Annotated in this window: 14 protein-coding genes; 6 read left to right on the top strand and 8 right to left on the bottom strand. The window is 67.6% G+C overall.

Features of this window, described 5'->3' with window-relative positions; translation table 11 throughout:
- Positions 1-105 precede the first annotated feature (105 nt).
- Positions 106-669 carry a cob(I)yrinic acid a,c-diamide adenosyltransferase gene (locus tag ABFG95_RS13875; protein ID WP_059272834.1) on the bottom strand — a complete coding sequence of 188 codons (564 nt, stop codon included), beginning with the start codon at positions 667-669 and terminating at the stop codon, positions 106-108.
- Positions 670-810: 141 nt separating this feature from the next.
- On the opposite strand from ABFG95_RS13875, the gene ABFG95_RS13870 reads away from it, so the two are divergent.
- Positions 811-1,116, top strand: a complete 306-nt coding sequence (locus ABFG95_RS13870; protein ID WP_049077086.1) for a copper-binding protein — start codon at positions 811-813, stop codon at positions 1,114-1,116.
- Positions 1,117-1,278: 162 nt separating this feature from the next.
- Here ABFG95_RS13870 and hslU read toward each other — a convergent pair whose 3' ends face one another.
- The 5 genes from hslU to ABFG95_RS13845 form a co-directional block, all read right to left on the bottom strand.
- Entirely contained in the window at positions 1,279-2,613 is a 1,335-nt protein-coding gene (gene hslU / locus ABFG95_RS13865) for an ATP-dependent protease ATPase subunit HslU (RefSeq protein WP_049077084.1), read from the bottom strand.
- A 74-nt stretch (positions 2,614-2,687) separates the two neighbouring features.
- Entirely contained in the window at positions 2,688-3,227 is a 540-nt protein-coding gene (gene hslV / locus ABFG95_RS13860) for an ATP-dependent protease subunit HslV (RefSeq protein WP_006391917.1), read from the bottom strand.
- A 215-nt stretch (positions 3,228-3,442) separates the two neighbouring features.
- Positions 3,443-3,907 (bottom strand): RNA polymerase-binding protein DksA, encoded by a 465-nt coding sequence (gene dksA / locus ABFG95_RS13855; RefSeq protein WP_006389752.1) that lies wholly within the window; start codon positions 3,905-3,907, stop codon positions 3,443-3,445.
- 126 nt (positions 3,908-4,033) lie between these two features.
- Entirely contained in the window at positions 4,034-5,164 is a 1,131-nt protein-coding gene (locus ABFG95_RS13850; RefSeq protein WP_049077083.1) for a GTP-binding protein, read from the bottom strand.
- A gap of 375 nt (positions 5,165-5,539) precedes the next feature.
- On the bottom strand, positions 5,540-6,043 hold the full coding sequence (locus ABFG95_RS13845; protein WP_063581460.1) for a Fur family transcriptional regulator: 504 nt from the start codon (positions 6,041-6,043) through the stop codon (positions 5,540-5,542).
- Positions 6,044-6,380: 337 nt separating this feature from the next.
- Between ABFG95_RS13845 and ABFG95_RS13840 the strand changes: the two genes are divergently transcribed.
- The 5 genes from ABFG95_RS13840 to ABFG95_RS13820 are packed head-to-tail and all read left to right on the top strand — an operon-like array spanning position 6,381 to position 10,766.
- Positions 6,381-7,103: an ABC transporter ATP-binding protein gene (locus ABFG95_RS13840; RefSeq protein ID WP_059272831.1), complete on the top strand. Its 723-nt coding sequence runs from the start codon at positions 6,381-6,383 to the stop codon at positions 7,101-7,103.
- Entirely contained in the window at positions 7,100-7,966 is an 867-nt protein-coding gene (locus ABFG95_RS13835) for a metal ABC transporter permease (RefSeq protein ID WP_175144637.1), read from the top strand. The genes ABFG95_RS13840 and ABFG95_RS13835 overlap by 4 nt, the downstream gene beginning before the upstream one ends.
- An 18-nt stretch (positions 7,967-7,984) precedes the next feature.
- Positions 7,985-8,980 (top strand): metal ABC transporter substrate-binding protein, encoded by a 996-nt coding sequence (locus tag ABFG95_RS13830; protein WP_175144638.1) that lies wholly within the window; start codon positions 7,985-7,987, stop codon positions 8,978-8,980.
- Positions 8,941-9,624 carry a DUF1007 family protein gene (locus tag ABFG95_RS13825; RefSeq protein ID WP_049077073.1) on the top strand — a complete coding sequence of 228 codons (684 nt, stop codon included), beginning with the start codon at positions 8,941-8,943 and terminating at the stop codon, positions 9,622-9,624. The genes ABFG95_RS13830 and ABFG95_RS13825 overlap by 40 nt, the downstream gene beginning before the upstream one ends.
- The gene (locus ABFG95_RS13820; protein ID WP_278989908.1) at positions 9,615-10,766 is read left to right on the top strand and encodes a nickel transporter; all 1,152 of its coding nucleotides are present in this window, start codon (positions 9,615-9,617) and stop codon (positions 10,764-10,766) included. The genes ABFG95_RS13825 and ABFG95_RS13820 overlap by 10 nt, the downstream gene beginning before the upstream one ends.
- A gap of 13 nt (positions 10,767-10,779) precedes the next feature.
- On the opposite strand, the gene xerC is transcribed toward ABFG95_RS13820, so the two are convergent.
- Positions 10,780-11,754: a tyrosine recombinase XerC gene (xerC, locus tag ABFG95_RS13815; protein ID WP_278989954.1), complete on the bottom strand. Its 975-nt coding sequence runs from the start codon at positions 11,752-11,754 to the stop codon at positions 10,780-10,782.
- 34 nt (positions 11,755-11,788) lie between these two features.
- Positions 11,789-12,466 carry a DUF484 family protein gene (locus tag ABFG95_RS13810; protein WP_049077067.1) on the bottom strand — a complete coding sequence of 226 codons (678 nt, stop codon included), beginning with the start codon at positions 12,464-12,466 and terminating at the stop codon, positions 11,789-11,791.
- Positions 12,467-12,468 lie beyond the last annotated feature (2 nt).

The raw sequence follows: 12,468 nt of genomic DNA, 5'->3' as shown, positions 1-12,468 counted from the left end.
AAATGCCCCGCGAAGGGGCATTTTTCTTTTCAGCGCCGAGGCATCCTCAAGATGAAAGCGTCCCCTTGAAGGCAGCAAGCCGCAGGCGCGGCTGGGGGGCATCTCTCATTCCGTGGCCTGGCGCGACACGCGGCTGGTCCAGAACACGTCGGGCCGGCCTGCTTCGCGGTTCAGGTAGCGCGCCAGCACGAACATCAGGTCCGACAGACGGTTCAGATATTGCCGCACCGGCGCGTTCACCGCTTCCTCGCGCGCCAGCGCCACCACCGCACGCTCGGCGCGGCGGCAGGCGGTGCGCGCTAGATGGGCCTGCGCGGCCGCGCGCGAGCCGCCGGGGAGGATGAACTCGCGCAGGGGCGGCAGGGCCGCGTTGTAATGCGCCAGCCGCGCATCCAGGTGCGCAACCTGGGCATCGGCCAGCGCGACGTGGCCGGGGATGCACAATTCGGCGCCCATATCGAACAAATCGTGTTGGATCGTGAGCAGATCGGCAGCGACGTCCGCCGGCATGGGTTCGGTGAGCAGCAGGCCGATGACGCTGTTCAAGTCGTCTACATCGCCCAGCGCGGCGATGCGGGCCGCGTCCTTGGGCACGCGCGACCCGTCCCCCAGCCCGGTGCTGCCGTCGTCGCCGGTGCGGGTGGCAATGACTGAAAGGCGGTTGGCCATGAGATGTCCTTTGCAAACAACCGTCAGGATTGTTGCGTTATTACGGGGAAACTATTGCACAAGGGCGGTATCCTAGCATTGTGGAAAGCGGGCGCGCGGCAAGACCGGCGCGGCGCTTTCATGGCAATCGGAGGATAGAGCATGGCTTTCAATCGCAAATACACCACGCCCATGGCCGTGGCCACCGCGATGGCCGTTGTGTCGCTGGCCACGCCGCTGGCGTTCGCGCAGCAGGCCGACGCCAGCGGCGAAGTGCGGCGCGTGGACCCGGGCGCGGGCAAGGTCACCATCAAGCACGACGCCATCAAGGCGCTCGACCTGCCGGCCATGACGCTGGTGTACGACGCCGATCCGGCGCTGCTGGCCAAGATCAAGGCCGGCGACAAGGTGCGTTTCACCGCCGAGCGCAAGGATGGCAAGTACGTGGTGACCTCGATCACCAATTGAACGGGCGCCGCGCGCGCCGATATGGCGCTCGCCTGGCACGGGAAGCGCCATCGCTGCCGCAGGCGCCGATATCGAGTCCCAACGCAAAAGCAAAAGGCCCACCGCAATCGCTTGCGGCGGGCCTTCGTGTCTGTGCCGCCGACCAGGGCCGGGGCGCGGACCTTACAGCACGTAGCGGGCCAGGTCCTGGCTGCTGGCGGCTTCGGCCAACTGCGCGTTGACGTAGGCGGCGTCGATCTTCACCGTCTTGTTGCTGGAGGCGGTGGCGTCGAACGACAGTTCGTCCAGCAGCTTTTCCATCACGGTGTAGAGGCGGCGGGCGCCGATGTTCTCGGTGGTCTCGTTGACCTCGTAGGCCAGTTCGGCCAGGCGGCGCACGCCTTCGTCGGTGAATTCCAGCTGCACGTCCTCGGTGGCCAGCAGCGCCGTGTATTGCTTGGTCAGCGAGGCGTCGGTATCGCCCAGGATGCGCACGAAGTCCTCGGCCGTCAGCGATTCCAGTTCGACGCGGATCGGGAAGCGGCCCTGCAGCTCGGGAATCAGGTCGGACGGGCGCGCCAGGTGGAAGGCGCCCGAGGCGATGAACAGGATGTGGTCGGTGCGGACCATGCCGTAGCGCGTGTTGACGGTGGTGCCCTCGACCAGCGGCAGCAGGTCGCGCTGCACGCCCTGGCGCGAAACGTCGGCGCCGCCGCTTTCCTGGCGCGCCGCGATCTTGTCGATCTCGTCCAGGAACACGATGCCGTTCTGCTCGACGTTGTTGATGGCGACGGTGCGCAGGTCTTCCTCGTTGATGCGCTTGGCGGCTTCCTCGTCGACGATCAGCTTGAAGGCTTCGCGCACCTTCATCTTCTTGGACTTCTTCTTGTCGCGCGCCAGGCCGGCGAACATGCCGCGCAGTTGCTCGGCCATTTCTTCCATGCCTGGGGGCGTCATGACGTCCATCTGCGGCGCGGCCTGGGCCACTTCGATTTCGATCTCAAGATCGTCGATCTTGCCTTCGCGCAGGCGCTTGCGGAAGGTCTGGCGAGCGCTGTTGTCTTCACCGCGCTCGGGCTCGCCCGAGGCGCCGCGGGGCGGCGGCACCAGGGCGTCGAGGATGCGGTCTTCGGCGGCGTCCTCGGCCTGGGTGCGCACGCGGCGCATTTCCAGCTCGCGGGTCTGCTTGATCGAGTATTCGGTCAGGTCGCGGATGATGGTGTCGACGTCGCGGCCGACGTAGCCCACCTCGGTGAACTTGGTGGCCTCGATTTTGATGAACGGCGCGTTGGCCAGCTTGGCCAGGCGGCGCGCGATCTCGGTCTTGCCCACGCCGGTGGGGCCGATCATCAGGATGTTCTTGGGGTGGATCTCGTGGCGCAGCGGCTCGGCCACCTGCTGGCGGCGCCAGCGGTTGCGCAGGGCCACCGCCACCGCGCGCTTGGCGCGGTTCTGGCCGACGATGTACTTGTCGAGTTCGGAGACGATCTCTCCGGGCGTCATGTTGGAGGCGGACATGAGGGCGGATCCTTGAAGCGGGGCGATGCTGGGAGGACGGGCCGCGGCGCCGGGTGGGCGCCGCGAGGCGCGCGTCAGTCGCCCAGCGTCTCGATGACGTGGTTCTGGTTGGTGTAGATGCAGAGGTCGCCGGCGATCTCGAGCGATTGCTTGACGATGGTCTCGGGCGCCAGGTCGGTATTGCGCAGCAGCGCCAGCGCGGCGGACTGGGCATAGGCCCCGCCCGAGCCGATGGCGGCCAGGCCGTGCTCGGGTTCGAGCACGTCGCCGTTGCCGGTCAGCACCAGCGTGTGCTCGGCGTCGGCCACGATCAGCATGGCTTCGAGCCGGCGCAGGACGCGGTCGGTGCGCCAGTCGCGGGTCAGTTCGACGGCCGCGCGCATCAGGTTGCCCTGGTGCTTTTCGAGCTTGGCCTCGAAACGCTCCTGCAGCGTGAATGCGTCGGCGGTGGCGCCGGCGAAGCCGGCCAGGATCTTGTCGTGGTACAGGCGGCGGATCTTGCGCGCCGTGCCTTTGATGACGATGTTGCCCAGGGTGACCTGGCCATCGCCGCCCAGTGCGACGCGGTTGCCGCGGCGCACACACACGATGGTGGTGGCGTGAAATTGTTCCATGCGTTCCTTCCTTTGAAAGGACTAGCTGGGGGCGAAGCGAACGAAATCAAGGCTTGCGGGCCGAGGAAGAATGGAGGCGCCCACGCCGCGCCTTCTGCCGGCTGCCTTTCCCGGTGAGAGGGGCATTCTTGGCATGAGGCGGCCCGGCAATGAAAAAAAGGCCATGCTGGAAACCAGCATAGCCTTTCGATGTGGCGCTTGAATAACGGGACGGATCAGTCGCCGTACAGCTTCTGCCGCATTTCGCGCCGTTCCTGCGCTTCCAGCGACAGGGTGGCGGTGGGGCGGGCCAGCAGGCGCGGGATGCCGATGGGTTCGCCGGTTTCCTCGCACCAGCCGTATTCGCCGCTGTCGATGCGGGCGATGGACTGTTGCACCTTCTTGAGCAGCTTGCGTTCGCGATCGCGGGTGCGCAGCTCGAGGGCGTGTTCTTCCTCGATGGTGGCGCGGTCGGCGGGATCGGGCACGAACTGCGTTTCACGCAGGTGCTCGGTGGTTTCGCCGGCGTTGGCCAGGATGTCCTGTTCGAGTTGTTTGAGCCGTTCCTTGAAGAACGCCAGTTGGCGTTCGTTCATGTAGTCGGACTCGGGCATGGCCAGCAATTCCTTCTCGCTGGGCAGATCAATCGCCGTATCGCTCGTCGACTTGCTTGATTTTTTGGTTGCTGCCTTGGTAGCCATGAAAACACTCCACTATGAATCGATCCTGGCGCGGGCTTGTCTTCCCGGTCCGTGTTTGCTGCCTACGCTATTCGTACCCTCACAGTACTGCCTTCGTCGCACCGCGTCACGTATCCAAAAAGGGGATTACCCCGCCAGGCACTGCTCCAAGCCCCGGGTGAAAATCTCCTGGGGCAGCTTGCGGCCGATGAAGACCATCTTGGTGGACGGCTTTTCGGCCGCGGTCCACGGTTTGCCGGGTTCGGCGCCCATCATCATGTGCACACCCTGGAACAACATGCGGCGGTTGATGCCCTTCATGTACAGGATGCCCTTGTAACGCAACAGGTCCGGGCCATAGACCTGCACCACGCCGCCCAGGAATTCCTCGAGGCGGGCAGGATCGAACGGCTTGTTGGAGCGGAACACGAAGGCGCCGATCTCGTCGTCGTGCTTGGGGTGGTGATGATGCGCGTGATTGCAGTGCGCCCCGCATTCGCCGTCGTGATCGTGGTCATGGTCGTGACCGTGGTGGTCGTGGCCGTGATCATGATCGTGGCCGTGCCCGTGGGCATGGCTGTGGGCGGCATCGGGATGCTCATCGGCCAGGAAGTCCGGGTCGATGTCCAGAATGGAATTCAGGTTGAAGCCGCTGATGTCGATGATCGACTTCAGGTCGGCGTCGCCGAAGTTGACCGGCGTGATGGGCGCGCGCGGGTTCATCCGCAGCAGGCGGTTGCGCAGCGCTTCGTAGTCGACGTCGTTGACCAGGTCCTTCTTGGAGATCAGGATGCGGTCCGCGAAGCCGACCTGCTTCTGCGCTTCGGGTTGTTCGTCCAGCGTCGCCATGCCGTGCTTGGCGTCGACCACCGTGACCACCGCGTCCAGGCGGTAGTACTCGGCGATGTCGTCGTCCATGAAGAACGTCTGGCACACCGGGCCGGGGTTGGCCATGCCGGTGGTTTCCAGGATGACGCGTTCGAAATTCAGGGCGCCGGCCTCGCGCTTGGCGCGCAGGTCGGACAGGGTGCGCATCAGGTCGCCGCGCACCGTGCAGCAGACGCAGCCGTTGGACAGCTCGATGATTTCTTCATCGCTGTCCTGGACCAGCAGGTCGTTGTCGATGCTTTCCGGTCCGAATTCGTTTTCGATGACGGCGACGCGACGGCCGTGGAATTCGGTCAGGATGCGTTTGAGCAGGGTGGTCTTGCCCGCACCGAGAAAGCCGGTGAGGATGGTGACGGGAACCATTTTGTCCAAACTGCGCGGGGTGTTCATGGCGAAGCTGCTTGCGTGAAGTAAAGGCGGTTAAACACGGCGGTCAAGCGCTGGGTCTGGCGGCCGGCAGTGGGTGCCGAGTGCCTGCCAGACATCGCTCGACCGATGTTACTGCCACAGGCTGCGAGGGCCGCCTATCGCGGCCGGACGCAGGATTACAGCACAGTCGGGGGCGGGGGGCAAACCCCGGGCCAACCCGGGGGCCGTAGCCGCCCAGATCGCGGCTGTACGCCGTCAAGTATCGGGCGATATCACTATTTTGGGGCAATTTTCCGGATTTCAAGGGCCGGATGGAAAGCGCGCGACGAGCGAGGCGTCGGCCCCCGCTGCCTGATCGCCTGTGGCGGGTCCGGCAGCGGGCAGGGACAGGCCCTGTCAGTGATGGTGGTGATGATGCCCGGCGTCCGCGGGCTGCTTCTTCTGGCACTGCGGGCAGAGGGCCCGGATCTCGGTCTCGTGGGTGGCCAGCACATAGCCGGTCTGGGCCACGCGTTCGGCCAGTTGACGACTCATGGCGGGATCGGATATCTCGGCGACCGCGCCGCACGCGGTACAGACCACCAGCAGGTCGTGCGGCGCGCCGCCGACGTCGTGGCAGGCGCTCCAGGCGTTGACGGCATCCAGGCGGTGGATCAGGCCTTCGTCCATCAGGAAGTCGAGGGCGCGGTAGACCGTGGGAGGCGCGGCGCCAGGGTGCACTTCGCGCATGGCGTCGAGCAACTCGTAGGCCTTGAGACTGCGGCCGTGGCGTAGCAGCAGCTCGAGCACCTTGCGGCGGATGGGCGTCAGGCGCCGGCCGCGCTGTTCGCACAGCGCTTCAGCGACGCTGAGTTGGGCACCTACGGTGTCACTGCGGGGGGAACGGGGTGGAGCAGGCATGGCGGGCTTCATCTGAATAGGGACGCGCGCGACGCGCGAGATGTCAGGAAGGTAGCAGAAAACAACTGGCTACGGGCAAAACCAACCGATCCCAGTTTATTGGTTATGATATAACATAATATGCTCAATCAGCCGGCGCCATTTTCCAGTTTTTGCTGCTTGCCGTTTCCATGTCCCGCTCTTCGCTTCTACCCCCGCACCGCGGCAATGCCCCGGACCCGTGCACTTCCTTCCGTTCCGCCTTCCTCGCTTCCGCTTGGCGCCGCATGGCCTATGCGGTGGCCGCAGCCGCTGCCCTGTGGGCGTTGACCGGCTGGGCGCTGGACTGGTGGCCGCGATGAAGGCCGCGCCGGTCGCCATCGAACTGTGCAATGCGTCCTTCGGCTGGCACGGGCATACGGCCCTGCGCGGCATCTCGGGCCGTTTCGAGCCCGGCGCGATGACAGCCGTGGTGGGCCCCAACGGCGCCGGCAAGTCGACGCTGATCAAGGGAATCATGGGAGTGCTGCGGCCCATGGCCGGCAGCGTCACCATCGGTGGCGCGGGGCGGTCCGAATTGGCCTGGCTGCCGCAGGCCGCCGAACTCGACCGCGCCTTTCCCGCCAAGGTCCTGGACCTGGTGGCGCTGGGCGCCTGGCGCCGGGTCGGCAGCTGGCGCCGCTACGGTCGCGAGGAAATCGACCGCTGCATGCACGCGCTGGAGACCGTGGGCCTGGCGGACATGGCCGGCCGCGGCATCGACACGCTGTCCGGTGGCCAGATGCAGCGCACGCTTTTTGCCCGCATGTTGGTTCAGGATGCGCCCGTGCTGATGCTGGACGAACCGTTCACCGCCGTCGATAGCCATACCGCCGACGAATTGATGGCCCTGCTTTGCGACCTGCATGGGCAGGGACGCTCGGTCATCGCCGTGTTGCATGACCTGGACCTGGTGCGCGATCGCTTTCCGCAATGCCTGCTTCTGTCCGGTTCGGTGGTGGCCTGGGGCGAGACCGGGATGGCGCTGAGCGAGACGCACCTGAGAACGGCGCGCCAATGGCATACGAGGGCCTTCGCATGACGGCGCTGCAATGGGCCGTGGCGCCCTTTCTCGACTACGGTTTCATGCGGCGCGCGCTGGCCGGCGCCAGCGCCCTTTCCCTGGGCGCGGCGCCGCTGGGCGTATTCCTGGTGCTGCGGCGCATGAGCCTGATGGGCGATGCCATGTCGCACGCCATCCTGCCGGGCGTGGCGGCGGGCTTCCTGCTGTCCGGCCTGTCGCTCGGCGCCATGATGCTGGGCGGTATCGTCACCGGGCTGGCCGTGGCCCTGCTGGCAGGGTTGGTGGCTCGGCTCACGCCGTTGCGCGAAGACGCCAGTTTTGCCGCGTTCTACCTGATCTCGCTGGGCCTGGGGGTTCTTCTGGTGTCGCTGCGCGGCTCCAACATGGACCTGCTGCACGTGCTGTTCGGCACGGTGCTGGGGCTCGATGACGATGCGCTGTTGCTGGTGACGACGACCGCCAGCGTCACGCTGCTGGCGCTGGCCGGGCTCTACCGCCTGCTGGTGGCCGAGTGCCTGGACCCTGGTTTCCTGCGCGCCAGCGGCGGCCGGGGCGGCTGGGTGCACATGAGCTTCCTGGTGCTGGTGGTGGTGAACCTGGTGGCCGGGTTCCAGGTGCTGGGCACGCTGATGGTGGTCGGCATCATGATGCTGCCGGCCGCGGCCGCCCGATTCTGGATGCGCTCCGCGGCCGGCCAGATCCCCCTGGCCGCCGGTATCGGCGTGACCGCCTCGATCGTCGGCCTGCTGGTGTCCTACCACTTCAACGTGCCGGCCTCGCCCGCCATCATTCTGGCGGCGGGTGTCTGTTATCTGTTTTCCATCGTTGGCGGCCCGCATGGCGGGCTGCTGCGGGCGCCGCGCCGATCGCGCCGGGCCTGAACCTCAAGGAGATTCGCTATGCGTTCCATTCTGCCGGCGCTTTCGCGCCGCCGCGCCTTGCTCGCGGCGGCCGGCTTGTGGCTGTCCGCGACCTTTGGCGCGGCGCATGCCGCCGAACCGTTGCCGGTCGTGGCCAGTTTCTCGATCCTCGGCGACATCGTGCGCGAGGTCGGCGGCGATGACGTCCGGCTTGACATCCTGGTCGGGCCGGACGGCGACGCCCATGAATACGAACCCACTCCAGGCGATGCCAAGAAGCTGGCGGCAGCCAAGGTGCTGTTCGTCAACGGCCTGGACTTCGAGGCCTGGTTGCCGCGACTGGTCAAGGCGTCCGGTTTCAACGGGGCCACCGTGGTGGCATCCCAGGGCGTGACGCCGCGCAAGTTCGCCGGCCATGGCGACAAGGAGCATGACCATGGCGCCGACCACCACGACCACGATCATGGCCATGCCCATGGCGCGGATGACGGTCACCATCATCATGGCGACGCCGATCCGCACGCGTGGCAGAACCTGGCCAACGGCGTGATCTATGCGCGCAATGTCGCCGAGGGCCTGGCCGCGGCCGACCCGGCTCATGCCGATGCCTACCGCAAGCGCGCCGACGCCTATGTCGCCCGGCTGCAGGCCGCCGACGCCGCCGCGCGCAAGACCTTCGCCGCGATTCCGGCCGAGCGCCGCAAGGTGGTCACGTCGCACGATGCCTTTGGCTATTTCGGCGATGCCTACGGCGTGGACTTCATCGCCGCGATGGGCATCTCGACCGCGGCCGAGCCGTCCGCTGGCGACGTCGCGCGCATCATCGAGCAGGTCAAGCGCGACAAGGTGCCGGCGGTGTTTGTCGAGAACATCACCAGCCCGCGCCTGGTGCAGCAGATCGCGCGCGAAACCGGCGCCAGGGTGGGTGGTACGCTGTATTCCGATGCGCTGTCCAAGCCCGGACAGCCCGGCGCCACCTATCTGGAAATGTTTGAATGGAACGTACGTCAGCTCGCCGCGGCCTTGCAGCCCTGAGCGCCATGGCGGGCGCGCTGGCGGCCACCGCCGCCAGCGCGCATCCCCATATGTGGATCGACGCCCGCGCGGTGATCGACCTGGACGAACAGCATCGGGTCACCGCGGTGCGGCAGGTCTGGCAGTTCGATGAGATGTTCGGCGCCTATGCCACGCAGGGACTCAAGAAGGGCAAGGGGGGCACGCTGCCCGACGACACCCTGAAGGGCATGGCGCAGGATTGGATGAAGGCGCTGGGCGAGCCGGTGTCGCACTATTTCACGCGTGTCACCGTGGCGGGCAAGAGTGCGGCGTTCGCCGCGCCGCGCGATGCGCGCGTGACCTGGAATCCGAAGACCGGGCGGTTGGCGCTGGCGTTCACGTTGCCGCTGGCCGAACCCGTCGCGCCGGACGCCGCGGGGGCGCAGGTCGATATCTACGATCCGACGTACTTCGTTGCCTACGCCTTCGATGAAAAGGGGGCGGTCGCGCTGGAAGGGCCTGGCGCGGCGGCCTGCAAGCAGGCTTACCGCAAGCCCAAGGAACTGGATTGGAACACCATGCAGCAGTTGGCCGCGATCCCGGCCGATCCGGAGGCGTTGCCCGAGGAGCTTTTCGCCATCACCAAGGGCCTGACGCATCGTATCGAGGTGCAATGCCCGTAGCGCGCGGCCGTCCGCCAACCGTCACGCTCGCGTGGCTGCTGGCCCTGTTCGTCGCGCTGGCCTGGGCAGGGGAGGCAGCGGCGCAGGGCGCGCATCCCTTCGGCGTGCCCGAGAGCGGCGGCGCGGGCCTGGGCGGTCCCGGCTGGCTGGCGGGCTTTTTCGGCCAGGTGTCGGCATGGCAGACCCATTTCTACCGCCAACTCACGGCGGCGGTGCGCGCCTGGCAGGCCGATGGCGGCGGCTGGCTGCTGATCGGCCTGTCGTTCGCCTATGGCGTGTTCCATGCCCTGGGGCCGGGCCATGGCAAGGCGGTGATTTCGTCGTATGTGCTGGCCAATCGACAGACCGCCCGCAATGGCGCGCTGCTGGCGTTGCTGTCGTCATTGGTGCAGGCCTTGGTGGCGATTTCGATGGTGGCGGTGCTGGCGCTGGTGTTCAACGCCACGGCGGCTTCCATGAACCAGGCGACACGCTGGCTGGAGCTGGCGTCGTATGCGCTGGTAACGCTGTTGGGGGCGTGGCTGGTGTGGGTCAAGGCGATCAGGCCGCTGTGGCGGCGACGGTCGTCCGCCGCGCGTGTCGCGGCTGCGCCGGCCCGGCCCGCGACGCCGGCGGTCGCCGGCGGGCCGGGATTGAAGGGCGCCGCGGCGCTGCGCGCGATCACGGTGCAGGCCGCCGCGCCACGCGCTCAGCCGGCGCTCCACGAACCCGCACACGTCCATGGGCACCACCGCCATGATCACCCGCATCATGACGACGCCTGCGGCTGCGGCCATGCCCACGTGCCGCCGGCGGAGCAGATGGCGGGGCCGTTGAACTGGCGCCGCGCCGTGTCCGCCATTCTTGCCGTGGGCCTGCGCCCGTGCAGTGGCGCGCTGATCGTGCTGGTATTCGCGCTGTCGCAGGGGTTTTTCCTGGCGGGCGTGGCTTCGGCGCTGGCGATGGGCCTGGGCACGGGCTTGACCGTGGCGGCGCTGGCCTGCCTGGCGGTCGCGGCCGGGGGCGCGGCGGATGCGCTGGGCGCGCGCCTGTCGAGCGCGGCGGCGGCGCGGCTGCGCTACGCGGTGGAAGCGTTGGCCGCGCTGGCGGTGCTGGCGTTGGGCGTGCTGCTGCTGGGCGGCATGCTGGCAGGGGGCGGTTGAACGCGCGCCGGTCTCAGGACTTGCGGCCGGCGCGAGGATGCGCCTGGTCGTAGGCGCGCGCCAGGTGCTGGAAGTCGAGCCGGGTATAGATCTGGGTGGTGGAGATGTTGGCGTGGCCCAGCATTTCCTGCACGGCGCGCAGGTCCTGGGCCGATTGCAGCACGTGGCTGGCGAAGCTGTGGCGCAGCACGTGCGGATGCACGTGGGTTGGCAGGCCGGCGGCTTGCGCGATGTGCGCCAGCTGCAGTTGCACGACGCGCGGCGAGATGCGCCGACCGCGCGCGCCCAGGAACAGCGCGGCGGCGTCGTCCGCCGACGCCGCCGGCGGCGCCAGTTGCGGGCGCGCCTCGATCCAGCGCCGCAGCGCCGCCAGGGCGGCCTGGCCGACCGGAACCGACCGGCGTTTGCCGCCCTTGCCCAGTACGATGACCTCGGCTTCGTCCAGGTTCAGCCAGCCGCGCGATTCGTAGTCGGCCGAGCGTGTGTAGCGCAGATCCAGCCCGACCAGTTCCGACAGGCGCAGGCCGCTGGAATACAGCAACTCGAACATGGCCTGGTCGCGCAGCGCGGCCGGCTCGGTCGCGACCTTTGCCGGCGCGCGGTCGAGCAGGGCCTGGGTCTGCTCCACCGACAAGGCCTTGGGCAGGCCGCGCGGCGCCTTGGGCGCGCGCACGCCGGCCACCGGATTGCCGGCCAGCCCGATGGTGGGCGCCCACCATTGGTAGAAGCCGCGCCAGGCCGCCAGCGTGCGGGCCAGGCTGCGCGGGCCGCGGCCCTGGGCGTGCAGTCGTGCGACGAATTGCCGGATGTGGCCGTTGCCGAGCTGGTCGAGCGGCAGTCTGGCGCGTTCGGCCAGCGCATGCAGGAATCGCAGTTCGCGCCGGTAGCCGTCCAGCGTGTGGGGAGAATAACGGCGGTTGCTTTCCAGATGGCGCAGCCAGGCGGCCATCGGATCGGGCAGGGGAGCGTCCGGCGCCGGATCCTGCATGGCGTGTTCCGGGGCTCCCGTACTCATGGTGCGCTTACGCCTTGGGCGCGGCCGGGTTCAACCGGTGCAGCGCGGCCGAGGCCAGCTGGCCGATGGATTCGAGGAACGCGGTGCCCATCTCGGGCGTAAAGCGTTCGGCGTCGTCCGAACCCAGCACCAGCAATCCGACGCTGGCGCCGTCGGCCTCCAGGCGCAGCGGCACCAGCGCCAGCGATTTGGGCTTGGCGTCCAGCCAGGCGACCGCCTCGAAGGCCGTGTCGGTGCCGCAATAGGGCGTCTTCAGGCTGTCGGTGAAAGTGCGCACGTCCTGGCTGACGGGTTCGCCGTAGCCGGTCTCGGGCAGTTCGGGCAGGTTCCACAGGCGCAACGCCACGTGGTTCAGGTCGAATTGTTCGGCCAGGCCCAGGGCGATCTCGCCGGGCACACGCTGCGGGTCCGGTTCGGACAACAGGCGGCAGCACCACTTGGAAATGTGGCCGCCGATGGTTTCGTTGGCGGTGGCGTTGCGCACCAGTTCGTTCAGGCGCCACTCGAGTTCGCGATTGCGTTCGCGCAGTGTGAGGATCTGGCGTTCGCCCAGCGAGATGGCGCGCGAGCCGTGCGGATGCGGCACCTGCAGCGTGGCGAAAACGTCGGCGTGCTGGTCGAAGAAGCCGGGGTGTTCCTGCAGGAAAGTGGCGATGTCCTGGGCGGTGAAAGCGGTATCGGTCATGG

The organism is Achromobacter sp. HNDS-1 (assembly GCF_040084795.1).
GTDB lineage: Bacteria > Pseudomonadota > Gammaproteobacteria > Burkholderiales > Burkholderiaceae_B > Achromobacter > Achromobacter ruhlandii.
This window is presented reverse-complemented; position numbering and strand designations above follow the sequence as displayed.

Coding starts and splice junctions, on each gene's coding strand:
- ABFG95_RS13840 (WP_059272831.1), top strand. CDS start 6,381: ATGAAGGCCGCGCCGGTCGCCATCGAACTGTGCAATGCGTCCTTCGGC.
- ABFG95_RS13845 (WP_063581460.1), bottom strand. CDS start 6,043: ATGCCTGCTCCACCCCGTTCCCCCCGCAGTGACACCGTAGGTGCCCAA.
- ABFG95_RS13825 (WP_049077073.1), top strand. CDS start 8,941: ATGGAACGTACGTCAGCTCGCCGCGGCCTTGCAGCCCTGAGCGCCATG.
- ABFG95_RS13810 (WP_049077067.1), bottom strand. CDS start 12,466: ATGACCGATACCGCTTTCACCGCCCAGGACATCGCCACTTTCCTGCAG.
- ABFG95_RS13870 (WP_049077086.1), top strand. CDS start 811: ATGGCTTTCAATCGCAAATACACCACGCCCATGGCCGTGGCCACCGCG.
- ABFG95_RS13820 (WP_278989908.1), top strand. CDS start 9,615: ATGCCCGTAGCGCGCGGCCGTCCGCCAACCGTCACGCTCGCGTGGCTG.
- ABFG95_RS13835 (WP_175144637.1), top strand. CDS start 7,100: ATGACGGCGCTGCAATGGGCCGTGGCGCCCTTTCTCGACTACGGTTTC.
- ABFG95_RS13830 (WP_175144638.1), top strand. CDS start 7,985: ATGCGTTCCATTCTGCCGGCGCTTTCGCGCCGCCGCGCCTTGCTCGCG.
- xerC (WP_278989954.1), bottom strand. CDS start 11,754: ATGCAGGATCCGGCGCCGGACGCTCCCCTGCCCGATCCGATGGCCGCC.
- ABFG95_RS13875 (WP_059272834.1), bottom strand. CDS start 669: ATGGCCAACCGCCTTTCAGTCATTGCCACCCGCACCGGCGACGACGGC.
- hslV (WP_006391917.1), bottom strand. CDS start 3,227: ATGGAACAATTTCACGCCACCACCATCGTGTGTGTGCGCCGCGGCAAC.
- dksA (WP_006389752.1), bottom strand. CDS start 3,907: ATGGCTACCAAGGCAGCAACCAAAAAATCAAGCAAGTCGACGAGCGAT.
- ABFG95_RS13850 (WP_049077083.1), bottom strand. CDS start 5,164: ATGAACACCCCGCGCAGTTTGGACAAAATGGTTCCCGTCACCATCCTC.
- hslU (WP_049077084.1), bottom strand. CDS start 2,613: ATGTCCGCCTCCAACATGACGCCCGGAGAGATCGTCTCCGAACTCGAC.